Here is a 24,147-nt window from a genome sequence, read left to right as displayed (position 1 = left end):
ACCGTGAAAATGGGGATATATCTATCCCCATATCTAATTTATTTATTATTCAGTGAATTAGTCTGATTTTATCAGGCTATAGTGACATTTTTGTCGAGGTAGACATCCTGTACTGAGTGGATCAGGGCAATGCCTTCTTTCATTGACTTCTTAAATGCCTTACGCCCAAGAATCAACCCCATGCCTCCAGCGCGTTTATTGATGACCGCTGTACGGACTGAATCATTCAAATCATTGGCACCAGAAGCTCCACCGGAGTTGATTAGGCCGGCACGTCCCATGTAACAGTTAGCCAACTGATAACGAACTAAATCGATAGGGTGTTCTGTTGTTAATTCAGTATAGACGCGTTTATCTGTATGCCCGAAACCAATTGCAGTGTAACCGCCATTAGTTTCCGCCATTTTTTGTTTAACGATATCCGCGCCGATAGTGGCTGCCAGATGGTTTGCCTGACCGGTTAAATCGGCACTTGTATGGTAATCAACGCCATCTTTTTTGAAGGCAGAATTACGTAAATATGCCCACAGTACAGTGACCATTCCTAATTCATGGGCACGTTCGAAAGCAGCAGAAATTTCTTCTATCTGGCGGCGTGACTCATGAGAACCATAATAAATCGTCGCACCAACTGCAACTGCACCCATATTGAATGCCTGTTCAACACTGGCATATAAAGTCTGATCATATTCGGCGGGGTAAGTCAGAGTTTCATTGTGATTTAGTTTCACCAGAAACGGAATTTTATGGGCATAGCGGCGGGAAACAGATGCCAGAACACCATAAGTTGAAGCAACGCAGTTACATCCTGCTTCAATCGCTAATTCAACAATATTTTTAGGGTCAAAATAGAGCGGATTTGCTGCAAAAGAGGCACTGGCTGAATGTTCAACGCCCTGATCAACCGGCAGAATCGAAAGATAACCAGTTCCTGCCAGACGCCCATGATTAAATAAAGTTTGCATTGAGCGCAATACTGCGTTTGGCCGATTATTTTCGATCATTACACGATCAACAAAATCTGCACCCGGAATGTAGAGATTTTCACGTGGAATAGTGGAACATTGATGTTGCAATAAACTTTCTGCGTCTTTTCCTAACAACTTCACGATATCAGTCATGTTTAACTCCAGTTTGCAAAAGGCGCTACTGATTGTTGTTTATATTTGCACGGAGTACAAGGTGAGCAGGAAGGGAAGATGTAGTGGATCGCTTCAGTTGAGATTATACCCGTCGTCTTTCAAATTACCTCTTTGTTGGCTTTACTCATTTCCAGTTACATAGTGTCTGGATTCATTCCCTTGCTGCTGCGATGTAACTTGGATTCATTAGGTATATTTTTCATAGTTAATGTTATGTTTATTAAAATTTAATTATTTCACTCCTGTCATGCATGTGTATAGTGAGATAATATCAATCGACTCTGTTGGAAATAACTATCTCAAGGTGTTTTTCTAAAAATTCCTTCAGGATGTTGAATAAATATGAGTAATATTTATTCAAACCGATTTTTTCATTTACAATTAATTTTGTAATGGGTAGTGAGATAATTATTATTGACTGGATAAACTCAATAACTAGTAATTCAGTTAATGATTTTTTCTTGCTGATATTACAGATGATTTTTCGAATTTTAAAATTTTCAGGAAAAGAAAAGGCTAGCCCAAGGGAGATTGAGCTAGCCAAGGAGGTGGTTCCTAGTCTTACAGTGAAACTTTTTTAGTTCTTCATTTTTCAGAATGGATGATACGAGAAATAAAATAGTATTGATGTGATCTGTTTCTAAAAAAATGGAACTATTTCTGTAAAATTCATACTGAATTATTTTTTAGGAACTGCATTTGTATGTGGTGCTCGGGTATTACCCGATTTCAGATTACGGATAAGCAGAGCATAATTCAGTTCAATTTCTTCAGGAACAGGTAAGTAAACAATATGACCATCACCCGGAGCAACTTCTATAGCCTGATTTTTTTTGTTTGTCATTGATGCCAGTACAAAGTTGATATTGCCTGCTGGCGTCATAATTTCAAGATTGTCACCAACGAGGAACTTATTTTTTACTGCTACTTCAGCCAGCCCGTTGATCCGGTTGCCGGTAAATTCTCCGACAAATTGTTGCGTCTCTGATACTGAATAACCATATTCATAGGTTTGATAGGCATCGTGAGTATGACGACGCAAAAAGCCTTCCGTGTAACCACGATGAGCTAATCCTTCCAGTGTGTTCATCAATGTTGGGTCAAACGGTTTACCGGCAACGGCATCATCGATGGCACGGCGGTATACCTGAGCTGTACGGGCACAATAGTAGAAAGATTTAGTGCGGCCTTCTATTTTCAGCGAATGTACGCCCATGCCAGTCAGCCGATCTACATGTTCCACTGCCCGCAAATCTTTGGAGTTCATGATATAAGTGCCATGTTCATCTTCGAATGCGCTCATATATTCACCCGGACGTTTGGCTTCTTCTATCATGAATACCTTATCCGTCGGATTTCCCTGTCCTAGTGTTGGCTCAATATTTTTAACCGGAATAGGGTCATGGGTATGAACGATATTGCCTGTATCGTCTTCTTTGCCTTCCTGCACATTATATTCCCAGCGACAGGCATTCGTGCAGGTTCCCTGATTAGGATCGCGTTTATTGATATAGCCCGATAGTAAACAGCGGCCTGAATAAGCCATACAAAGTGCGCCATGTACGAAAACTTCCAGTTCCATTTCAGGCACCTGCTGGCGGATTTCTGCAATTTCTTCCAGTGAAAGCTCACGTGAGAGAATCACCCGCGTTAAGCCCATTTGTTTCCAGAATTTCACCGTTGCCCAGTTAACTGCGTTTGCCTGTACGGAAAGATGGATATCCATTTCGGGAAAGGCTTCTCTCACCATCATAATTAAACCGGGATCGGACATAATTAGTGCATCTGGCCCCATTTCAACCACAGGCTTCAAGTCGCGGATAAAGGTTTTCAGTTTTGCATTGTGTGGGGCAATATTGACAACGACATAAAAACGTTTGCCTAATTCATGGGCTTCTTTAATCCCCTGAGCCAGTGTTTCATGGTTAAATTCGTTGTTACGAACACGCAGGCTGTAACGGGGCTGCCCGGCATAGATAGCATCTGCGCCATAAGCAAAGGCATAACGCATGTTTTTCAGGGAGCCGGCGGGTGAAAGTAATTCTGGAGTAAACATATTATTAGCGTTCTCAGTCTGAGTTCAAATCAGACCTTACCCTATATCATTACTAAGGGTAAGGTTAAAGAGGGGATTTTAGCGCTTATACCTTTTATCTTTCAAGATCGTCTTGAAAGGTACATATCATAGATAGAGAGGAAATAGATATGGTGAATGGATATGCTGATAAAAACGCGCCGCAGATGCGGCGCTGTTAACGAGCTACAACTAACTTCCTTTGGTTAAGTCCCGTATTTTATCTGTTACCCCGGTTTTCATCACAGACTGCATTCCCTTTTTCATTGTTGTTTCATCACCATAAGATTCACTAATACCAATAATCTGGTGATTTCTGGCTTTCAGGACAAAATATGTTTTGCCAGATTTATTTTTCCTCACTTCATGACGGGTTTTGTCCGGAGAGTTGATTTGCACCGAGTGAATACCTTTATTGGCGGCAGCCTTAGTGGTGTACATCTCACTGCTGAGAATAATATCACCGTTTGCTGTTACCAGATTGAAGTAAAATTGCCCGTTCTTCGCTTTCTTAAGATCATAGTGACCAATAGCCATAAGAAATTCTCCTGATTGGGTAATTATCAGATTAAGTTTAGCCTGAAATTTATGCAGGTGAATTTTTTAATAACAGTAGGTAACTTACATCAGACGGCAAATTTCTGCTTCCCAGCGATATCCCAACCCGTAAATTGAGCGAATGAAAGATTTATCTTCATCCAGCTGTTCTAACTTTCTGCGTAGATTTTTTATATGGCTATCAATTGTTCGATCATTCACAATACGATGATCGTTATAGAGATTATTCAACAGTTGATCACGGGAAAAAACACGCCCCGGCTGACTGGATATGATTTTAAGTAACCGGAATTCAACCGGAGTCAGATCCAGCACCCGTTCAAGATAGCGAGCCTGAAAATGGTTTTCATCAATCGTCAGGGCTCCCTGTTCGCTGACGATATCCTGCGGACGATAGCAGCGGCGTAAAATAGTTTTCACTCTGGCAATGACTTCGCGCGGGCTATAAGGCTTACAGACATAATCATCAGCACCAATTTCCAGCCCCAGCAGGCGATCAATTTCTTCAGTTTTAGCCGTCATCATCACAATGGGGATATCTGAAAATTTGCGGATTTCCCGACAGACAGATAACCCGTCAAGGCCGGGTAACATCAGGTCGAGCAGAATAATATCAGGCTGGTGTTGCTGGACATGAGCAACCACCTCATCACCGCGCACCAACCATTGTGTTTGATAATTGGCAGTTTGTAGATAATCAACCAGTAACTGTCCCAGTTTAGGTTCATCTTCAACGATCAGAACGGTATATTGTGCACTCATTATTTCAATATCTTATTTGGCGTCTTCTGTTCAGGAAATTTGAACAAGGGTAATTCTATGTGAATCTGAATACCACCTAAAGGTGATATTTCAGCGTAAATAAGACCATTGTGCGCTTCAATAATGTTGTAGCAGATTGCCAGACCTAAACCAGAGCCACCACTGGCTCGATTGCGGGAAGATTCGCAACGGTAGAAACGTTCAAAAATACGCTGACATTGTTCAGAAGTAAGACCGGGAGCACTATCTTGCCAGTTTAAAACCCATTTTTGCTGGTTCACATATCCGTGGATAAGCACTGTTCCGTGATCAGAAGTATAGCGAAGGCTATTTTCCAGCAAATTATGGAATAGCTGAGTTAATCGCTTAGGGTCTGCAAATACTACTGTGTTTTGCGGTAAATATAACTCCAGTGAAATTTGTTTATCGGCAAAACCTCCACGATAGGCAGCGGCAGCGATTTGCAGGAGCTCATTGACATTAACCCGTTCTTTTCGATAAGTCAGGGAACCGCGATCCGTCAGGGATAGCAAGTGTAAATCATCCACTAATTTTGTCAGAATGGTAACTTCTGTCAGTAGCGAATGAATAGTTTCCGCTGTCGGCTGACGGACACCATCCTGTAAGGCTTCCAGCTCACCACGCAGAATAGAGAGTGGAGTGCGTAATTCATGGGAGATATCTGCCATATAATCCCGGCGCATTTGTTCATTCTTTTCCAGCGTGCAGGCAAGGTGATTAAAATCTGATGCTAGTTGCCCGATTTCATCCTGATCGGATGATGCAACACGCACGCTGAAATCACCGGAAGCCAGTTTATGAGTGCCTTCCACCAGCCGCTTAACGGGTTTCAAGAAAATGCGGGATAAAACGAAAGTTGCAATCAGGGCCAGCATAGTAGAGAAGCCAGCGATAATCCAACTGGTCAGCTGTTGTTGCTGAGCAAAACGGATATCAGCCTGACGGGTAATTTTGTCCGAAGTACTGACAATAACCCAACCGACCACTTTATTCTGATAATTTACCGGAACGCGGTAAGTTTCTTCCGACATATTATCAGAATGACCCACTAACCGGCGCATATGGCTGTCAACCACCCAGAACTGGGAGCGCCAGGCGCGGGGAGACAGCTCTTGCCGGTTATCACTGTTCTGTTCGATATTTTGGATAATTTTAAAGATGGCCCGATCATTTTGAGTCAGGAAATCCCAGTTACCATATTGCTGGTATTGTTCTGTCAATGCTTCGGCCAGCATTCTGGCACGTAGCTGGCTGTTCTGCTGAATATAACCGATGAATCCATACTGGAAACTGAGGCGAATGCCCCAGTGCATTGTCACTAATACCAGCATACAGGTAGCAAAAATAGCCAGAAACAGTTTGCCGCTGATCCCGGCTTTTATCCGCAATTTCACAACGATTTTATTCTCTGAAATTTTGCTAAACGACGTTGTTGCCATTTCTCACGTAGTCTGTCAAAAGACAGATAAACGACAGGGGTGGTATATAACGTAAGAATTTGGCTCATAACCAGCCCCCCAACAATCGTGATACCCAGAGGATGACGTAACTCAGCGCCCGCACCATTGCTCAGTACCAAAGGTAAGGCGCCGAATATAGCAGAAAGAGTCGTCATCATGATTGGCCTGAACCTTAATAAGCTGGCCTGAAATATGGCTTCCCGCGCACTGAGTTGCCCGTTACGCTGAGCTTCAAGAGCAAAATCCACCATAATAATGGCATTTTTCTTCACGATACCAATCAGCAGCATAATGCCAATCATGGCAATCAGGCTAAATGGCGTATTGAAGAGTTCAAGTGCCAGTAAAGCGCCAATTCCGGCAGACGGAAGGGTAGAAAGGATTGTCAGTGGGTGAATATAACTTTCATACAATACCCCGAGAACCAGATAAACAGTGATGATAGCCGCAAGGATCACCAATAACTGTGAACGCTGACTTTCCTGAAAATCTTGCACAGTACCGCCAAAAGAGCTACGAACAGCGGATGGGACGCTGAGTTCAGTCATTGTTCTTTCTATCGCACTCACTGCATCAGACATCGTATAGCCTTCCGCAATATCGAAAGAGATCGTAGACGCTGCCGAAAGCCCCTGATGATAAATATCTAATGGCGCATTGGCTGGCCGCCAGCTGGCAAAATAGGAGAGCGGAATACGTTTTCCTTCCTTATTAATGACAAAGATTTTCTCCAGTGCGCTGATATTCTGGTTATATTCAGGAGCAACTTCCATCACCACTTTATATTGATTAAGAGGCTGATAAATCGTTGAAATTGGTTGTTGCCCGAAAGCGTTTCCAAGCAGGCTATTCGCCTGAGCAACGCTGATACCAAGACGGGCCATAAGATCACGATCATAGGTAATCGCCAGTTCAGAACCTTTATCGTCGTCATCAGAATTAACGCCCGTCAGTTGGGGTAACGTTTTCAATGCCTTGTGGATAATAGGTGTCCATTTGCGAAGCGCATCGGAATCGTCCGACAGTAAATTAAATTGATAAATAGATTTGGCATTACCACCGCCGCCGCCACCTGATCTGAGATCCTGCACAGGGATCAGATACAGTGAAGCCCCCGGCTCGTGGGACAACTTATCCTGTAAACGTTGTATGACTTTATCAATACTTTCTTTGCGTTCACTCACAGGCTTTAATGACATAAACATAAAGCCGACATTCATGCTGTCGCCACCGGTAAAGCCTGTCACATTTTCAACAGTCGGGTCAGCATTAATGACTTGCATAAAATGTTCCATCTTCTTTTGCATGGCCTGAAAAGAAATACTTTGATCAGCAACGACAAAACCCCGCAATTGACCCGTATCCTGTCTGGGGAAAAAGGTTTTCGGGATATTAATATAGAGCCAGCCATTTAGGACGATAATGCCGATCAGCATTAATAAAACCCAGCGTGTGTGGTTAAGAACCCACTTTAATGAGCGGCCATAATACTGCTGGAACCTGAGAAAAATTTTACCGAAACCGCGGGTTTTCTTCAGTGATTTTTCAGGTGAAGATTTTAGCAGGTGTGCACACATCATCGGAGTTAAGGTGAGTGACACAAACAAAGAAATGCCTATCGCCGTTGCGAGTGTTACCGAAAAATCAAGGAACAGCCTGCCGAGCATTTCATCGATCAACTGAAGGGGGATAAAAACCGCTACGAGAGACAGGCTCATGGCAAGAACGGTAAAACCCACTTCTCTTACACCCTTAAGCGCGGCTTGTGCAGGTTTCATCCCGGCTTCCAGATGACGGGAGATATTTTCCAGCACAACAATGGCATCATCTACAACAAAACCCGTCGCGATGGTCAGAGCCATGAGTGAGAGATTATTCAGGCTGAAACCACATAAATACATCGCAGTAAATGTGCCAATCAGTGAAACCGGAACGGCAATTGCTGGAATAAGAGTGGCACGCCCTGAACGCAGGAACAGAAAAACAACCAAAATAACCAGAGCAACGGCGAGAGCAAGCGCTTGTTCCACTTCATACAGGGAAGCTCGGATGGTGGGAGAGCGATCCTGTACAACATTAAGTTTAATATTGGCGGGTATGGAGGTTCGTAGAGTGGGAAACTCTGCACGAATTTTATTGATGGTTTCAATGATATTCGCATTTTGTTCACCCCGGATAATCAGGGAAATAGCCGGTTTATTACCGGACATACCTGCGGCGCGAATATCCTCTACAGACTCTTTGACCGTTGCGAGATCTTTTAAGCGAACAGGTGAGCCATCACGATAATCGACAATAATGGAGGCGTAGTCATCCGCCTTTTTTATTTCATCGTTAGTTTGTATTTGCCAGTTGTATTCACTTGTCTCAACATGCCCCGTCGGATTTCTAACATTGGCATTGTTGACCGCAGTGCGGACGTCATCCAGAGAGATCCCCTTACTGAACAGGGCGTTGGGATTGAGTTCAACCCTTATTGCAGGCAATGAGCTTCCTGAAACACTGACCTGACCGACACCTTCTATCTGTGAGATTTTCTGGGCAAGGCGTGTTGAGGCAATATCATATAACTGTCCCTCACTATAACTGTCTGATGTGAGCGTCAGGATCATAATGGGAGCGGAAGAGGGGTTTGCCTTGCGGTAGGTTGGGCGGCTTGGCATCCCTGAAGGCAAAAGACTTTCCGCCGCATTAATCGCTGCCTGTACATCCCGGGCAGCTCCGTTGATATCCCGGTTCAGTTCAAATTGTAGGTAAATGAAGGTATAGCCTAATGAGCTGGAGGAACTCATTTCCTTAACACCCGCAATTCTGCCGAGTGATCGCTCCAGTGGGGTTGCGACAGAGGAGGCCATTGTTTCCGGTGATGCGCCGGGCATATAAGCTGAAACACCAATCACAGGAACATCGACTTGCGGCAGAGGCGATACTGGCAACAGGATAAAACTGAATGCCCCACACAGTGTAATAGCTACACTTAATAATGTGGTTGCAACAGGCCGCTGGATAAATAAGGCGAAAAATTTCACAACGGCTCCTGATGATCAGTAGAAGAACGCGCTAATGCGGTTTGATTGTCATCCTGATGTCTTCTGTTTTGCCTATTTCTGTAATAGTGCGCCAGTCTGTCAAATAGCAGATAAATGACAGGAGTCGTAAACAGCGTCAGGATTTGGCTCATAATCAAACCGCCTACCATGCTGACACCTAATGGACGACGCAGTTCAGCTCCGATGCCACTGCTGAGCATCAATGGTAATGCGCCTAACAGTGCTGCCATTGTTGTCATCAGAATCGGTCTGAAACGCAGGAGACAGGCCTGAAAAATAGCATCGTAGGGCGACATACCTTTCTCGCGTTCTGCTGCCAGCGCAAAGTCAATCATCATAATGGCGTTCTTCTTCACAATACCGATCAGCAGAATAATCCCGATAATGGCAATGATATCCAGCTCATAGCCTCCCAGCATTAATGCCAGTAGTGCGCCGACTCCCGCAGTGGGCAGTGTTGACAGGATCGTTACTGGATGTATAAAACTTTCGTACAGTATTCCGAGCACAATGTACATGGCAACAACAGCAGCCAGTATCAGCAATAAGGTATTGCTCAGGGCATTCTGGAATGCCAGAGTTGCTCCCTGAAATTGTGTATTGATATCTTTAGGCATGTTAATGGCATGTTCTGTTTCCTTCACGGCATTAACAGCTGCTTCGAGAGAGGTATCCTGTGCCACATTGAATGAAAAAGTGGTCGCAGGAAATTGTTGCAAGTGATTAATGGATAAATATCCCAGCCGCTGTTCAATCGTGGCGATAGCAGTCAGAGGTACGATATTACCATCTGCACTTAAAAGCCGGACATCATTGAGCGCATCAATGCCGGGAGAGTGTGTTGTATCCTGCGCGAGTACAACCCGATATTGATTTGACTGCGTATAAATGGTTGAGATCATCCTCTGACCAAAGGCGTTATATAGCGTGTTATCAATCGCAGCAATCGTAATACCTAACCTGCTGGCCATATCACGATTTACATTGATATGAGCGACTAATCCCTTGTTTTGCAAATCACTGCTGATATCGACCAGTTCAGGACGCTTTTTCAGTGCTTCCTGTAACTTAGGTACCCAGATGTTCAGTTCATTAAGAGAAGTCGCCTGTAGCGTAAATTGATATTGCGTACGGGAAAGCTGGGTATCAATAGTCAGATCCTGAATTGGTTGCAGATATAAGGTGATATCAGGCACTTTGGCTATCCGGGCCTGTAGGCGTGGGATAATATCCTCAATTCTGTCATGGCGCTGGTCGAAAGGTTTTAACGTAATTTGCAGACGTCCGTTGTTCAGCGTAGGGTTACTGCCATCAACGCCGATGAATGTAGTCACATTTTCCACCGCCGGATCTTGTAGCAGTAATGCGCTTACCTGACGCTGTTTATCTGCCATGGCACTGAAAGAAATGGACTGTGGTGCTTCCAGTGTCCCCTGAATTAATCCATTATCCTGCGACGGAAAAAATCCTTTTGGAATGACGACATAGAGCAGGGCGGTCAGAGCCAGAGTGCCAAGTGTGACACCGAGTGTCAGCCAGGGATGGTTCAGGACACGTTTCAGCCATACGCTATATATCGCAATTATCCATTCAAAAAAGTGCTCACAGGCTTGTTCAAAACGATTATGTTTAATGTCTGATTCTGCTTTCAGCATTCGTGCGCACATCATTGGCGTCAGGGTGAGTGAGACAACGGCTGAAATTAAAATTGCCACCGCAAGTGTAATGGCAAACTCCCGGAATAGACGCCCTACAATATCCCCCATAAATAACAGTGGGATCAAAACGGCAATCAGAGAAAAAGTCAGTGAAATAATGGTGAAACCGATTTCGCCCGCCCCTTTGAGGGCAGCGGCGAGAGGTTTTTCTCCCCGTTCGATATAGCGGGAAATATTTTCGATGACAACGATGGCATCATCGACAACAAAGCCAGTTGCAATGGTCAATGCCATCAATGTCAGATTATTGATGGAGAAACCACAGAAATACATCACTGCGAATGTGCCGATAAGTGAAAGCGGAACGGCAATACTTGGGATTAAGGTGGCGGCGGCATTACGCAAAAACAGGTAAATCACCATGACAACCAGAGCAACCGCTAACAATAATTCAAATTGAACGTCTTTAACGGAAGCACGGATCGTGACAGTGCGATCCGTCAGAACGTCAACTTTAACCGATTTAGGCAGGCTGCTTATCAGCTCTGGCAACACGCTACGAATGTTATCCGTGGTTTCAATAACATTAGCGCCCGGCTGACGCTGAACATTAATAACAATGGCGGGTTTTTCATTTGCCCACGCACCGAGTTTCGTATTTTCTGCTTCCCGCTCAATGGTAGCAACATCACGCAGCCGAATCGGAGCACCATTTTTATAGGTCACGATTAAGTTGCGGTAATCATCTATGGATTTCATCTGATCGTTAGCAGATAAGGTAATTGACCGCGTTGGACCATCAAAACTGCCTTTTGGTGAATTCACATTCGCACTGACAATCGCATTACTAATGGCATGGCTATCCAGCCCCTGTGCGGCTATAGCCTGCGCATTTAACTTCACGCGGACAGCAGGACGCTGCCCGCCAGCCAGTGTGACCAGACCAACCCCACCGACCTGAGAAATACGCTGAGCAACACGGGTTTCCACCATATCCTGCACTTCTGTCATTGGTAAGGCATCAGAAGTGACGGCCAGCGTTAAAATTGGTGGATCAGCCGGATTCACCTTACTGTAGATGGGAGGGTAGGGCAGGTCATTAGGTAACAGATTGATACTTGAATTAATTGCAGCCTGCACATCCTGCTCTGCAACATCCAGTGGCAGGGAAAGCTGGAAGACCAGCGTAATAACAGAAGCTCCACCAGAACTTTGTGATGACATCTGTTTCAGGCCGGATATTTGCCCGAATCTGCGTTCCAGTGGGGCTGTTATGGCGGAGGTCATCACGTCAGGATTGGCGCCGGGATAGAGCGTAACAACCTGAATAGTCGGATAATCCACCTGTGGTAATGCAGAAACCGGCAGCATCCGATAGCCAAGAATACCAGCAAGCAAAATTGCAATCATAAACAGCGTCGTTGCTACCGGACGCAGTATAAACAAGCGGGATGGGCCGCCCCCTGTCACCGGAGAATCAGAAAGCATTAACTATTCTCCACCTTACCGTTTGACTTAGCTGATTTATCGTTGCTGTTATCTGATTTTGGTTGCAGAGGCTTAACAATTTCAACAGCCGCTCCTTCTGTCAACTGATCAATACCGTCTGTTATTACCTGATCACCAACGGACAGACCGCTGTTGATAATAACCAGATTATCATTTTGCAGTCCGATGGTTATTTTATGTTTTTTCACCTTATTATCTTTACCTACCAGCCAGACAAAGTGACCGTTGCCACTCATCTGTAATGCTGCATCAGGGATGACTATAGCGTTATCCAGCGTATTGACTTTGATTTGGATATTAACGAATTGATTTGGAAACAGTGCGTTATCCTGATTATCAAATCTGGCTTTCATTTTTATGGTGCCGGTTGCAACGTCAATTTGGTTATCGATGCTGAGTAGTTTGCCTTGTGCTAATTGCAGCTGGTTATTGCGATCCCGGGCAATGACGGCAGGTATCGTATTATTTTTCTGTGCCTTTAGTATGGCACTGAGATCGTTTTCAGGCAGAGAAAACAGCACGTCGATTGGATCAACGCGCGTAATGACGACAATTGGTTTTTCTCCCCCAGAAGAGATGTAGTTACCCACATCTATCCGTTTCAGACCAACACGACCTGAAATGGGGGCTGTGATACGGCTGTAGGCTAATTGGAGTTTTTGTTCATCAATATCTGCCTGATCACTTTTGAGGGCGGCCTTATATTGACGAACTAAAGCGTGCTGTTTATCCAGATCCTGTTGAGAAATTAATTTACTTTTTGCCAGTTGTTGATAGCGGGCCAAATCCTGCTCAGCATTGGCCAGCATTGCCTGATCTTTAACATATTGTCCCTGTGCTTTTGCCAGCCTGACCTGATAAGGGCGGGGATCAATTTCTGCCAGTAAATCCCCTTTTTTCACCTGTTGGCCTTCTATAAAATGCAGGGCAATTAATTGCCCGCTCACCAGACTGGTGACATTGACAGTATCTGCTGCCTGAACCGTTCCTAACCCTACTAGATAGTGGGGCACGGATTCCATTTTAGCGGTAGCCGCCTGAACAGGGCGGGGTGGTACTGCTGTTAAATTCTGTTGTGGGCCGGACTTTTGTGATGTTTTGAAATGGTTCCATGCAAAGAAAATTGCTGCGATTACAACGACTAACGCAGCAAAACAAAAAAAGTAGGTACGACGTTTATTGCTCATATATTCGACATTCTCTTAATATTGCATCGGTAATCAGCCACGCATGCATCTTATGCTAAATTAGTGTAAATATATATTTAATTAGTGTACTTGGAGAGAAATTGCCAATCATGGAGAAAATATGGAAATTGTGTCAATGAGATAACGCAGAACGTTTTATGAGGAAATCGAAGTTATGGAGGGCGAGAGAGCATGTAAAACATTCATTAGCATACGCGATATCTGATAAAGTATCTTTGATCAGGAATGATTGTTAAATTTAAAAACAATAAACATCGCATAATGAGATGGGAAATATGAAAAAATCAATAATATTAGGTATTATAATTTCACTTTTTTCTGGTTATTCATTTACATCAGAAAGCGAAATCCCACTAGATATTCAGGAGTACATAGATAGTATAGAAACTTGTCAACACTTCTCTAATGAATGGGATAATTCTCTTCCTGAAGAACGTAAAAAAGAAATAGAGGAAGGTTCAGCGGAATATTGTAAAAAAGCAAAAATTTTACATAATAAACTAAAAAATAAATACAAAGATGATATTCATAAAATAAAAATACTTGATGAGTACGATATGTCTATTCAGATAGAATTATAAAAAATAACAATCTGTTAGATTTTATTTTGTTATCAGTTTTCTTAGCGCAGTTGATACTTATAAAAACGGAAGTAATACTGAGTGAATTATCAAATAATGCACATATCCTATCTTGTTTTTCGTTGGTATAATATCGCATGATCGCTGATAAAGTGAGTCGCTAGAATTAGCAACAATGAAAATATAGTTTGGTTTAGGGAATCGTGATCTTAATCACATTGCCCCTGAAAAGATGCGGTACTTCAGACTATATTAAAAGCGATTGATAGTTCTTTAAAACCTAAACAAAACAGGAAGTTATTATGGCTAATATGATCTATTTAACCTTGCAAGGAAACAAACAAGGGTTGATTTCACAAGGTTGCTCTTCAGTTGAATCCATTGGCAATAAGTATCAGGCAGGTCATGAAGATGAAATTTTTGTATTAAATCTTCATCATTCCATTCACAGAGAACAAAATGTTAACCATAGTCCAATTGTATTTGTAAAACCACAGGATAAATCATCACCGTTATTAATGATGGCAATTTCAGATAATGAAAGTTTGAACCTGAAATTTGATTTTTATCGTACTTCACAATTAGGCTCTCAGGAACTCTATTACTCAATTGAGTGTCGTGATGCGACGATTATTGAGTTATCACCGAATTATCCGCACAGTATTAACCATGCGGAAGCACAGCCGGAAGAAATTGTTTCTGTTAAATATAAAGATATCATCAGTCGTCATCATATGGCAGGAACATCCGGATATAGTGTCTGGGACGAAAGAGTCTATTGATGCTGAGTTAACGTAGTAATTGCCAAAACGCCGATTGAATTATCGGCGTTTCATTATCACGCTTAAACCTCCTATGCAGGTGTTCTAAGCGTGACAATGAAACAAATCAGGTGCCAGAGTAATAATATCTTCAACCATGAGACACTCAGGGAGAGCTTTCCTAATGCACTGGGTATGGAAAATTAGCAATAAAATGGAAAAGATAATCATATCGAGTGTGATTTTTTTCTGCCTACATGGAGTTTCATGGGCATTAAGAGATAATATGCCAAAAGATTTGCAAGAATACATGAAAAAAACTGAATATTGCGAATATCTTGCAGGTGAATGGGATAGTGATTTATCTGATGCAAGAAAGCGATTACTGGAAGATGAGATTGATATATTTTGTAAAAAAGCCAATGAATTATTTTATGAGTTGAAGGAAAAATACAAAGACGATCCCAGAGAAATGGAAATAATTAATGAGCACAGTGAATTAATAAAATACTATGCTGAAAAGCCTATTGAGTAGTTTATTGAGTTTCATCAATCATAAGATTATGAGCCGCCAATCAAATGTCTTTTCATAATCATCAAAATATTTTCAAATGATAAATATTAACCCGTATTATATACGGGTTAAGTCAGTTGATGTTTTTTACGCATTAAACCAAAAACAGGGTTGCCAGTCCTAAAAAGATAAAAAAACCACCGGTATCAGTAATCGCAGTTATCATCACACTGGAGCCAATAGCAGGATCTCTGCCCAGTCTCATCATAATAAAAGGGATCAGCACGCCCATCAGGGCAGCCATCAGCAGGTTGAGTATCATTGCCATGGTCATCACTCCGCCCATTGCTGGGTCATCATAGAGCAGATAAGTGACAAGCCCCATAATTCCCCCCCAAATAATACCGTTTATCAGGGCGACACCCAGCTCCCTTAATAAAATATAAGGAAAACTTCCTGTCCGGATTTGATGGAGTGCCAGTGCCCGTACGATCATCGTGATGGTCTGATTGCCGGTATTTCCCCCGATACCTGCCACGATAGGCATCAGCGTGGCAAGGGCAACGAGCTGGGAAATGGTATGTTCAAACAGACCGATCACCCGTGAGGCAACGAATGCAGTGCACAGATTAATGGCTAGCCATGCCCAGCGGGTTTTTACTGCCTGCCCAACCGGAGCGAAAACATCTTCTTCACGGCTCAGGCCACCCATACGCCGGATATTGGTATCTGTCTCTTCGCTTAAGGTATCGACGATATCCTCAACAGTCAGACGTCCCATCAGACGGCCATTATTATCCACAACTGCAGCAGAAATCAGGTCATAACGTTCGAACGCACTGGCTGCATCTTCACCTTTTTGCTCCGGCAGAAAAGTGACGGTATCTATGTTCATCACTTCGGCGACTAATTTATCGGGGGCGCTGGTTAGCAGGGTAGTGAGCGGAAGTTCCCCCTGAAGCCGGTTTTTACGGTCAATAACAAAGATTTTATCCGTTGTTGCAGGAATAGACCCACGGGAACGCAGAAAACGCTGAACGGTACTGAGTGTGACATTGCCCCGTACAGTTACAAATTCAAAGTCCATCATCTGGCCGATGCTGTCTTTGTGGTATTGTAATACTTCCCGGATACGGTTGCGCTGGCTGGGTTCCAGATAGGTCAGCAGACGGTGTGTGGTATCCCTGGGAAGGTGTTCGACAATATAAGCCTGTTCATCGACATGCAGTGTACCGATTGCTCTAAGCAGCGCCAGATCCGACATATCCTTAATTAAGTTTTCCCAGACCGGGATTGAAGCTTCCACCAAAACTTCACCACGCTGGTTGTTGTCGATGAGCCGCCACAAAGCAAGACGCTCATCATAAGGCAGTGCCTCCAGAATATCTGCGATATCTGCTGCATGCAGGCTGGTCAGTAAAGAGCGTACTTCTTCAATTTTTTCGAGTAGCAGATCATTGCTAATCTTTGCATGTGCATCAGCCTGTCCTAATAATGTATCAACGAATAGCTTATCGTTAATTAACAGAGAAAATAGATGCTGGCGAGCAAGAGCCAGTTTTTGCGAATGCTGGCTGGCAACATTCGTATTATCGGGTTTAAAGGCTGGCTGTAACATTATATGACCTTTAGTTTTTGCCAAAATTACACTATCAGGAATGATGTTATTTTGTCTTAAGATCGCTGCTTTGTTCCATCATATTTTGCTTTTTTTGCTGATGATGTTCTAACGCTGCAATTGATGAATAGATAAAACGCCCAAATAAAATCAGAAAGCTGATAAGCAGAATTAATTTTGTAATCTGAGCGGTTTTCTTTTTCTTTTTCATAATACGATATCGTTAAGTTGATTCCTCTTGGATATGTAGATGCCAGCCTGTCACATCACTCCAGTAAGCTTGCTCTTTTTCTAAATCCAGTTGCATTAGTGTATTTTGAGTTAAATAGTTTCTCGGAAAAGAAAGTATCCAGTGCCCATGATCCGTTTCCAGTGTCAGTGACTCAGGTGTTGTTGTGGACTGACGCTGATTATTCAGCAGTGTTGCTAATCTTAATATCTGGAGCATAGGAAGATATTGCTTTTTCTTAAACAAATAGAAACGAGGGTGCTCATGAACTTTAACCGCTTTGCGGTGATAACGAACCAGTGTTGCCAGTAATGATTGCTGCTCTTGGTTGAAACCAGGCAAATCAGTATGTTGCAGGATATAGGCAGAGTGCCGTTGCAGGCCACTCAGATTAATACTTAAGCCAACTTCATGCAGCATGGCAGCCCAGAGCAGGATAGACTCCAGTTGTGGTTGTACCCGTTTCGGATTTTGCGCAGCCCACTGATCATACAGTGTTTTAGCTGTATCCCAGACACGACTGGCCTGTTCGCGATCGATATTATAGTGATCAGCAAGACTTTTGGCGGTTCTCTGACGGATATCCAGATGGCGGAAACGGTCTTCCATTTCGTAAAGAACGCCTTCACGTAGTGCTCCGTCAGACAAGCATAATTCCTGAATATTTAGGGCATCAAATATACCGCACAGGATTGCCAGACCAGGAACCAGAGTCTGTTTGCGATCGTCCGATAAACCGGGCAGATCCAGCGATTTGAAATTTTTGTATTTCAATACTCTCTTGACCAGCATCTGAAGCCGCTCAGGTGTAATCAGGCCATCTTTTTCACCCAATTCAACCAGTAATTCATGCACTGCCTTAATCGTACCCGACGCCCCCAGAGCAAAATCCCAGCCCTTGGTGCGGAATTGCCAGATGAGATTTTCCAGCTTTTGTTCTGCCTGAAGCCGTGCTTTACGGAAATTGTGTTCATTTATCACCCCATCAGGGAAAAACTGCCGGGCAAAACTGACGCATCCCATACGGCGGCTTTCAATGAGAAGAGGTTCGAAGCCTTCACCAATAACCAGCTCGGTTGAACCGCCACCAATATCAATCACCAGCTTACGGCCTTTTTCTGGCTGAGTATGTTCTACTCCCATAAAAATTAAACGGGCTTCTTCATGACCGGAAATAATCTCAATAGGATAGGGGATGACTTCTTTGGCCCGTTGCAGGAATTCTTCGGCGTTACTTGCTTCCCGTAAACTGTGAGTTCCTACAAGGCAGACGTTTTCTGCGGGGAAACCTTGCAAACGTTCAGCGAATAACGAAAGACTCTCAAGACCACGTTTGATGGCTTCTTCACTCAGTTCATTTTTATCGTTGAATCCATCAGCAAGGTAAACCCGTTTTTTCAGGCGACCGATAACTTGTAATGCCCCATTTACAATTCGGGCGATAACCATATGAAAACTATTGGAGCCCAGATCGATGGTTGCAATTTCCAGCGGTTTAGGCATTGGTGTATCGTGTTTCAACGGCATAAATTAAACTCTTGATTCAGGCTGTTCCAGATTTTTCAGGTAATCGTAAATGGCAGTTTGTGCGCGAATTTTACGTTTATTTCCTCGTGGGACATACCTATTGCTCAATTCTTTATCAATATAACGAGCCTTGACCGTATCACTAAACTGTAATTCCAGAATATCGAGAACACGCTGTTTTAACAGTGGGTCAAGCAGACAAACGGCAACTTCAATACGATAATCAATGTTCCGTGTCATCCAGTCTGCGGAAGAAAGGAAGATTTTCTCATCTCCTTTATTAGTGAAAACATAAACCCGATCATGTTCAAGGAAACGATCGACAATACTGGTAACCTGAATATTTTCACTAAAACCGGGCTGGCCGGGAACCAGAGAGCACATTCCCCGGATCAGAAGGCGTACTTTGACACCCGCTTCAGAGGCATCGTATAGGCGATCTGCCAATTCTCTGTCTACCAGATTATTTATTTTCAGCGTGATACCTGCAATTTCTCCTGCTCTGGCATTTTCAATTTCCTGATCAATTAATTTATTGAGCATAGCCCGTGAGTTTTGGGGAGAAACCATCAAGTTCTCAAACGTCACCGGACGATAAGGGTTTTCAATAAAGTTAAATACCCGGCGTACTTCGTTGGTGACTTCGGGTTTGGCTGTCATTAGGGAGTAGTCGGTATATAAACGGGCTGTTTTTTCATTGAAATTCCCTGTACCGATGTGGGCATAACGAATAATTTCATTCCCTTCAAGGCGTGAAATGATAAACAGTTTGGCGTGAATTTTCAGGCCGGGAGCCGAGAAAATGACATGCACCCCCGCTTCAGTCAGGCGTTTTGCCCAGTGAATATTGGCTTCTTCATCAAAGCGTGCCTGTAATTCCACGACGACTGTCACTTTTTTGCCATTGTGGGCTGCATGGATCATGGATTCAACTATGCGTGAGTCTTTCGCTACCCGATAGATGTTAATTTTTATCGATAATACGCTTGGATCGAATGATGCCTGCCGCAGTAATTCCAGTACATGCTCGAAAGTGTGATAAGGATAATAAAGCAATACATCCTGTTCACGGATAGCATCAAAACCATTGCGGAAATTATCAAACCAGGTATGGCGCAGCCGGGGCATTGGTTTATTCAGCAGAGTCCGGTTCCCTTCATTGGGGAATTTAATGAAATCTCTGAAATTGTGATAACGGCTGCCGGCAATTACTGAGTCATCATTGGAAAGCCCCAGTTTGCTACGCAATAATTCGACCATTTCATCAGGCATATCGCGCTGATAAACAAAACGGACAGGTTCGGCTGTCAGCCTTTGTTTCAGTGTTGAAGACATTAATTCCAGCAAGCTGGATTCCATTTCCGTCGCTAAATCGTATTCAGCATCACGGGTCATTTTCATGGAGTAAACACTCAGCGTGTCGTAATCAAAAAAGCCCTTAAAAATTTCATCCAGTGTGTAGCGCAGAATGTTATCGATCAGGATCATTGATTTGCGTCTTTTGGGCATTTCCGGCGGCAAATTAACGAAACGGGGAACTTTATCGGAAGGGATTTCCAGCAAAGCGTATTTGGTTTCCTGCCCGCGGATAATTTCTACCGCTAAATAGGTGTAATCATCTTTTAAAAATTCAACCAGATTAGTTTCTGGATTGATAACGATAGGCGTAATGTGTGGACGCAAATGCTGGCGGAAATACTGCCGTAGCCAGATTTGCTGATTCGGGGATATCTGCCGTTCATTGATGAGGAAAATCTGATTACGCGCCATTTCCAACAATAAATCGTTATAGAGTTCATCAAACTCCTGATCGATTTTGGCGACTTTTGACTGGATTTTTTTTAATAATTGCCGGGAACCCGTTGCAGAACCCCGGGCTTCGCTAATCAAAATGCGACGTTTTACATCGGCGAAACGGACTTTATAAAACTCATCCAGATTATTGGAGTAGATCCCTAAAAACCTCATCCTTTCAATAAGTGGATTACTTTTGTCAGCCGCTTCCTGAAGCACACGTTCATTGAAAGAGAGCCAGCTGAGTTCTTTTTCTGTATAGAGGCGGTCTTGGGACATTACTACTCCATTTGGTCCATTGGTTAACAGTGCTGCTTTTTACTCTGGGAATGCCTAATTTTGTTAGCAAAATAGTGATGCTGGAAAGTACACATTCGGATAGCAGTATGATAAGAGCCGTTTACAAAGAACTCATCAATAAGCTCTCCTTCAGTATAAAATCCCAGTTTATTGTATATATGAATTGCTTTTTCGTTTTCTTTATCAACAATTAAATAGAGTTTATAGAGGTTTAGGACTGAAAATGCGTACTCCATCGCAAGTTTAACTGCTCCTGTTGCATAGCCTTGCCCCTGATAAGCTGGTGCAATAATGAGCTGAAACTCAGCCCGGCGGTGGACATAATCAATTTCCACTAGTTCCACCAGACCAACTTTGGAATTCATACTTTCAATAATAAAACGGCGTTCACTTTGATCATGGATATGTTTGTCATAGAGATCGCATAATTCAACGAAAGCTTCATAAGGTTCTTCAAACCAGTAGCGCATGACACTGGCATTATTATCAAGCTGGTGGACGAAAGGGAGATCTTCCCGCTCAAGTGGGCGTAGGTTTACAGGTGGATTTTCGGAACCACTGGACATTAGATACCTCAGTGTTTTTAACGTAAGGACAACTTAGTTTTGATTTTTCTCAAAGAGAATATTATGAAGTAATAAAGTACAGCAAGGTGCCCGGTTAATTATTTTTACCTTAGTATGATTAAGTTTAGCTTAATTAACTAACCTTAACACAATGCTGTAGTTTTGGAACTAATAATAAATTTTGGAATTAATTATATCGATTAGTCTGAAGCATATCCTTGTTGAGAAAGTACTTTCCCATCCAAAATGGCGGTATTATTGCCCATGCTCAAACGCCCTTCCAGAAACCAGCCAATGACCATCGGGTAAATATTATGCTCCTGAGTTTGCACGCGTCGAATCACTTCCTCTTCTTGATCTTCTGCAAAAATGGGCACTTTGGCCTGTAAGATAACAGGACCACCATCAAGTTCTTCGGTGACAAAGTGGACAGAAGTGCCATGTTCCTGATCACCGTTTTCTATCGCCTTACGGTGAGTATGTAAGCCGGGATATTTCGGTAGCAGGGAGGGATGAATATTGAGTAGTCGTCCACGGTAATGCTGCACAAAGTCAGATGACAGGATCCTCATATAACCCGCTAAAACGATTAAATCGGGCTGATATTGATCAATGGCTGTAAGCAGGGCGGAGTCATAATCTGTGCGATCAGAATATTCCTTCGGATTAAGAAAATGGGTTGGAATAGCTGATTCTTCAGCGCGTTGCAGACCATAAGCGTCAGCTTTATTGCTGAACACAGCACAGATCTGACCATTAATCCGGTTTTGCTGGCAGGCATCAATGATAGATTGCAGATTACTGCCATTACCAGAAATTAAGACCGCAATTTTTTTCATAGTCTTCATTGAATCACTTTCTATTAACTGGCTTTTTATTAACTGATCGTAACTTGCTGTCCGCTATGATCAGATTCAGTGATGCTGCCGATTTGCCATGCGTTTTCACCCGCTTTATTCAGCCATTCAATCGCCTGTGTTGCCTGAGACTGAGGCAGGGCAATTATCATGCCGACGCCGCAGTTAAACGTACGGTACATTTCATGGTCGCTGACATTGCCAGCCTGTTGCAGCCATTTAAAAATGGCTGGCCATTGCCAACTGGTGCCGTCGATTTTTGCCTGCATATTTTCAGGCAGAACGCGGGGAATATTTTCCCAGAAACCACCCCCTGTCAGGTGGCAAATCGCATGGATTTCAATTTGTTCGATCAGTTCAAGCAGTGGTTTAACGTAAATACGGGTTGGAGCGAGAAGATGATCAGCCAGTGTTTTACCATCCAGCTCAGTTATCTCGGGATTGGTCTGGCTCACTTCAAGAATTTTACGGATCAATGAATAACCATTGGAATGTGGCCCGCTGGATGACAGTGCTATGAGTGCATCTCCAGCCTGAATTTTGCTGCCGTCAATGATTTCTGATTTTTCAACTACACCGACACAGAAGCCTGCAACATCGTAATCTTCACCGTGGTACATGCCCGGCATTTCAGCTGTTTCTCCACCGACCAGAGCACAGCCTGCTTGTTTACAGCCTTCCGCGATGCCGGTTATAACGCTCGAGGCGGTATCAACATCTAATTTCCCTGTTGCATAGTAATCAAGGAAGAACAGAGGTTCAGCTCCCTGAACTACCAGATCGTTAACGCACATGGCGACCAAATCAATGCCGATTGTATCGTGGCGCTTCAGATCCATGGCCAGACGTAATTTAGTCCCCACACCATCTGTGCCAGAAACTAAAACAGGTTCACGATATTTTTGTGGCAGAGAACATAATGCACCAAAGCCACCCAATCCCCCCATTACTTCCGGGCGTCGGGTCTGTTTCACTACACTTTTGATACGATTGACTAAGGCATTACCAGCATCAATATCGACACCAGCATCTTTATAGCTAAGAGAGGTTTTGTTGGTCACTGCGTAGCTCCCAGGCGGTTGCATTTGAATGAATAAAACAGAACGGAATAATTCTAACAGCCAAGGCAAACGTTTGCGATAGCTTTATGCAGGTTTATTGCGGATAAAAAATAGGAAAAAATGACTTGTAGTTGCTAAAAATCAATATATTGATAGTTGCCTGATCCCAAAAAGGAGGTATAATCCCGCGATTTTTTTATCTGCCGGCTATATACAGTAGGAGAAACCCATGAAGATCGTTGAGGTTAAACACCCACTCGTTAAACATAAACTGGGCCTGATGCGTGATCATGATATAAGCACTAAGCGCTTTCGTGAACTGGCTTCAGAGGTGGGAAGTCTTCTGACATATGAAGCAACTGCTGATTTAGAAACTGAGAAAGTGACCATCGAGGGATGGTGTGGTCCGGTAGAAATAGACCAGATTAAAGGGAAGAAAATTACTGTTGTGCCTATCCTGCGTGCAGGTCTGGGAATGATGGATGGTGTTCTGGAAAATATTCCGAGCGCCCGCATCAGTGTTGTTGGTGTTTATCGTGATGAAAAAACTTTTGAACCTGTACCTTATTTTCAGAAACTGGTTTCTGATATCAATGAGCGTATGGCGTTGATTGTTGATCCGATGCTGGCAACAGGTGGCTCTATGATTGCCACCATTGATTTGCTGAAAAAAGCAGGATGCCCTGTTATTAAGGTTTTGGTTCTGGTTGCTGCTCCGGAAGGGGTTGCCGCTTTGGAAAAAGCACATCCTGATGTTGAATTATATACTGCATCAATTGATGAGTGCCTTAATGAGCATGGATATATTGTTCCTGGCCTGGGGGATGCAGGCGATAAGATATTTGGTACAAAATAATATTTTTAGCCGGCTGAAAAGTCGGCTTTTTTTTGGTTCCT

The 24,147-nt window shown here is 43.3% G+C and carries 19 protein-coding genes; 4 read left to right on the top strand and 15 right to left on the bottom strand.

The window, feature by feature from the left end:
- Positions 1-71: 71 nt before the first annotated feature.
- The 8 genes from fbaB to AACX38_RS08190 form a co-directional block, all read right to left on the bottom strand.
- Positions 72-1,121, bottom strand: a complete 1,050-nt coding sequence (gene fbaB / locus AACX38_RS08225; RefSeq protein ID WP_228863952.1) for a class I fructose-bisphosphate aldolase — start codon at positions 1,119-1,121, stop codon at positions 72-74.
- A gap of 700 nt (positions 1,122-1,821) precedes the next feature.
- Complete coding sequence (trhP, locus tag AACX38_RS08220; RefSeq protein WP_228863951.1) at positions 1,822-3,198, bottom strand: prephenate-dependent tRNA uridine(34) hydroxylase TrhP; 1,377 nt, start codon at positions 3,196-3,198, stop codon at positions 1,822-1,824.
- Positions 3,199-3,408: 210 nt separating this feature from the next.
- A complete protein-coding gene (locus AACX38_RS08215) occupies positions 3,409-3,753 on the bottom strand; it encodes a YegP family protein (RefSeq protein WP_099123392.1) in 345 nt (114 codons plus the stop codon).
- A gap of 84 nt (positions 3,754-3,837) precedes the next feature.
- Positions 3,838-4,536, bottom strand: coding sequence for a two-component system response regulator BaeR (baeR, locus tag AACX38_RS08210; RefSeq protein ID WP_099110868.1), 699 nt, complete (start codon positions 4,534-4,536; stop codon positions 3,838-3,840).
- The gene (gene baeS, locus AACX38_RS08205) at positions 4,536-5,939 is read right to left on the bottom strand and encodes a two-component system sensor histidine kinase BaeS (protein WP_228863957.1); all 1,404 of its coding nucleotides are present in this window, start codon (positions 5,937-5,939) and stop codon (positions 4,536-4,538) included. Before baeS ends, baeR begins: the two co-directional genes overlap by 1 nt.
- An 8-nt stretch (positions 5,940-5,947) precedes the next feature.
- Complete coding sequence (gene mdtC, locus AACX38_RS08200) at positions 5,948-9,046, bottom strand: multidrug efflux RND transporter permease subunit MdtC (RefSeq protein WP_228863950.1); 3,099 nt, start codon at positions 9,044-9,046, stop codon at positions 5,948-5,950.
- The gene (locus AACX38_RS08195; RefSeq protein ID WP_228863949.1) at positions 9,043-12,213 is read right to left on the bottom strand and encodes an MdtB/MuxB family multidrug efflux RND transporter permease subunit; all 3,171 of its coding nucleotides are present in this window, start codon (positions 12,211-12,213) and stop codon (positions 9,043-9,045) included. The genes mdtC and AACX38_RS08195 overlap by 4 nt, the downstream gene beginning before the upstream one ends.
- The gene (locus tag AACX38_RS08190; RefSeq protein ID WP_228863948.1) at positions 12,213-13,421 is read right to left on the bottom strand and encodes an MdtA/MuxA family multidrug efflux RND transporter periplasmic adaptor subunit; all 1,209 of its coding nucleotides are present in this window, start codon (positions 13,419-13,421) and stop codon (positions 12,213-12,215) included. Before AACX38_RS08190 ends, AACX38_RS08195 begins: the two co-directional genes overlap by 1 nt.
- A gap of 296 nt (positions 13,422-13,717) precedes the next feature.
- On the opposite strand from AACX38_RS08190, the gene AACX38_RS08185 reads away from it, so the two are divergent.
- The 3 genes from AACX38_RS08185 to AACX38_RS08175 all read left to right on the top strand — a co-directional run bounded on the left by AACX38_RS08185 (position 13,718) and on the right by AACX38_RS08175 (position 15,319).
- Positions 13,718-14,023 (top strand): hypothetical protein, encoded by a 306-nt coding sequence (locus tag AACX38_RS08185; protein WP_099123396.1) that lies wholly within the window; start codon positions 13,718-13,720, stop codon positions 14,021-14,023.
- Positions 14,024-14,325: 302 nt separating this feature from the next.
- Positions 14,326-14,805 carry an Hcp family type VI secretion system effector gene (locus AACX38_RS08180; protein WP_099110873.1) on the top strand — a complete coding sequence of 160 codons (480 nt, stop codon included), beginning with the start codon at positions 14,326-14,328 and terminating at the stop codon, positions 14,803-14,805.
- A 163-nt stretch (positions 14,806-14,968) separates the two neighbouring features.
- Complete coding sequence (locus tag AACX38_RS08175; RefSeq protein ID WP_228863947.1) at positions 14,969-15,319, top strand: hypothetical protein; 351 nt, start codon at positions 14,969-14,971, stop codon at positions 15,317-15,319.
- Between the two features lie 133 nt (positions 15,320-15,452).
- On the opposite strand, the gene mgtE is transcribed toward AACX38_RS08175, so the two are convergent.
- From mgtE to purM, 7 genes are all read right to left on the bottom strand, one after another.
- The gene (gene mgtE / locus AACX38_RS08170) at positions 15,453-16,916 is read right to left on the bottom strand and encodes a magnesium transporter (RefSeq protein ID WP_099123444.1); all 1,464 of its coding nucleotides are present in this window, start codon (positions 16,914-16,916) and stop codon (positions 15,453-15,455) included.
- Positions 16,917-16,962: 46 nt separating this feature from the next.
- A complete protein-coding gene (locus AACX38_RS08165; RefSeq protein ID WP_099110876.1) occupies positions 16,963-17,127 on the bottom strand; it encodes a YfgG family protein in 165 nt (54 codons plus the stop codon).
- A 12-nt stretch (positions 17,128-17,139) separates the two neighbouring features.
- The gene (gene ppx / locus AACX38_RS08160; RefSeq protein ID WP_228863946.1) at positions 17,140-18,672 is read right to left on the bottom strand and encodes an exopolyphosphatase; all 1,533 of its coding nucleotides are present in this window, start codon (positions 18,670-18,672) and stop codon (positions 17,140-17,142) included.
- Between the two features lie 3 nt (positions 18,673-18,675).
- Entirely contained in the window at positions 18,676-20,745 is a 2,070-nt protein-coding gene (gene ppk1 / locus AACX38_RS08155) for a polyphosphate kinase 1 (protein ID WP_099123446.1), read from the bottom strand.
- A gap of 23 nt (positions 20,746-20,768) precedes the next feature.
- Complete coding sequence (gene speG, locus AACX38_RS08150; protein WP_099123447.1) at positions 20,769-21,332, bottom strand: spermidine N1-acetyltransferase; 564 nt, start codon at positions 21,330-21,332, stop codon at positions 20,769-20,771.
- A gap of 200 nt (positions 21,333-21,532) precedes the next feature.
- Positions 21,533-22,171, bottom strand: a complete 639-nt coding sequence (gene purN, locus AACX38_RS08145) for a phosphoribosylglycinamide formyltransferase (protein ID WP_228863956.1) — start codon at positions 22,169-22,171, stop codon at positions 21,533-21,535.
- Positions 22,172-22,209: 38 nt separating this feature from the next.
- The gene (gene purM / locus AACX38_RS08140) at positions 22,210-23,250 is read right to left on the bottom strand and encodes a phosphoribosylformylglycinamidine cyclo-ligase (RefSeq protein ID WP_228863945.1); all 1,041 of its coding nucleotides are present in this window, start codon (positions 23,248-23,250) and stop codon (positions 22,210-22,212) included.
- A 229-nt stretch (positions 23,251-23,479) separates the two neighbouring features.
- Here purM and upp point away from each other — a divergent pair, with 229 nt between their 5' ends.
- Complete coding sequence (gene upp, locus AACX38_RS08135) at positions 23,480-24,106, top strand: uracil phosphoribosyltransferase (RefSeq protein ID WP_099110881.1); 627 nt, start codon at positions 23,480-23,482, stop codon at positions 24,104-24,106.
- The last annotated feature ends 41 nt before the right edge of the window (positions 24,107-24,147 follow it).

The sequence above is a fragment of the Xenorhabdus sp. PB30.3 genome, from assembly GCF_963895965.1.
Taxonomy (GTDB): Bacteria; Pseudomonadota; Gammaproteobacteria; order Enterobacterales; family Enterobacteriaceae; genus Xenorhabdus; species Xenorhabdus stockiae.
Note: the sequence above shows the minus strand (reverse complement) of the source record. Positions and strands in the feature narration are given on the sequence as shown.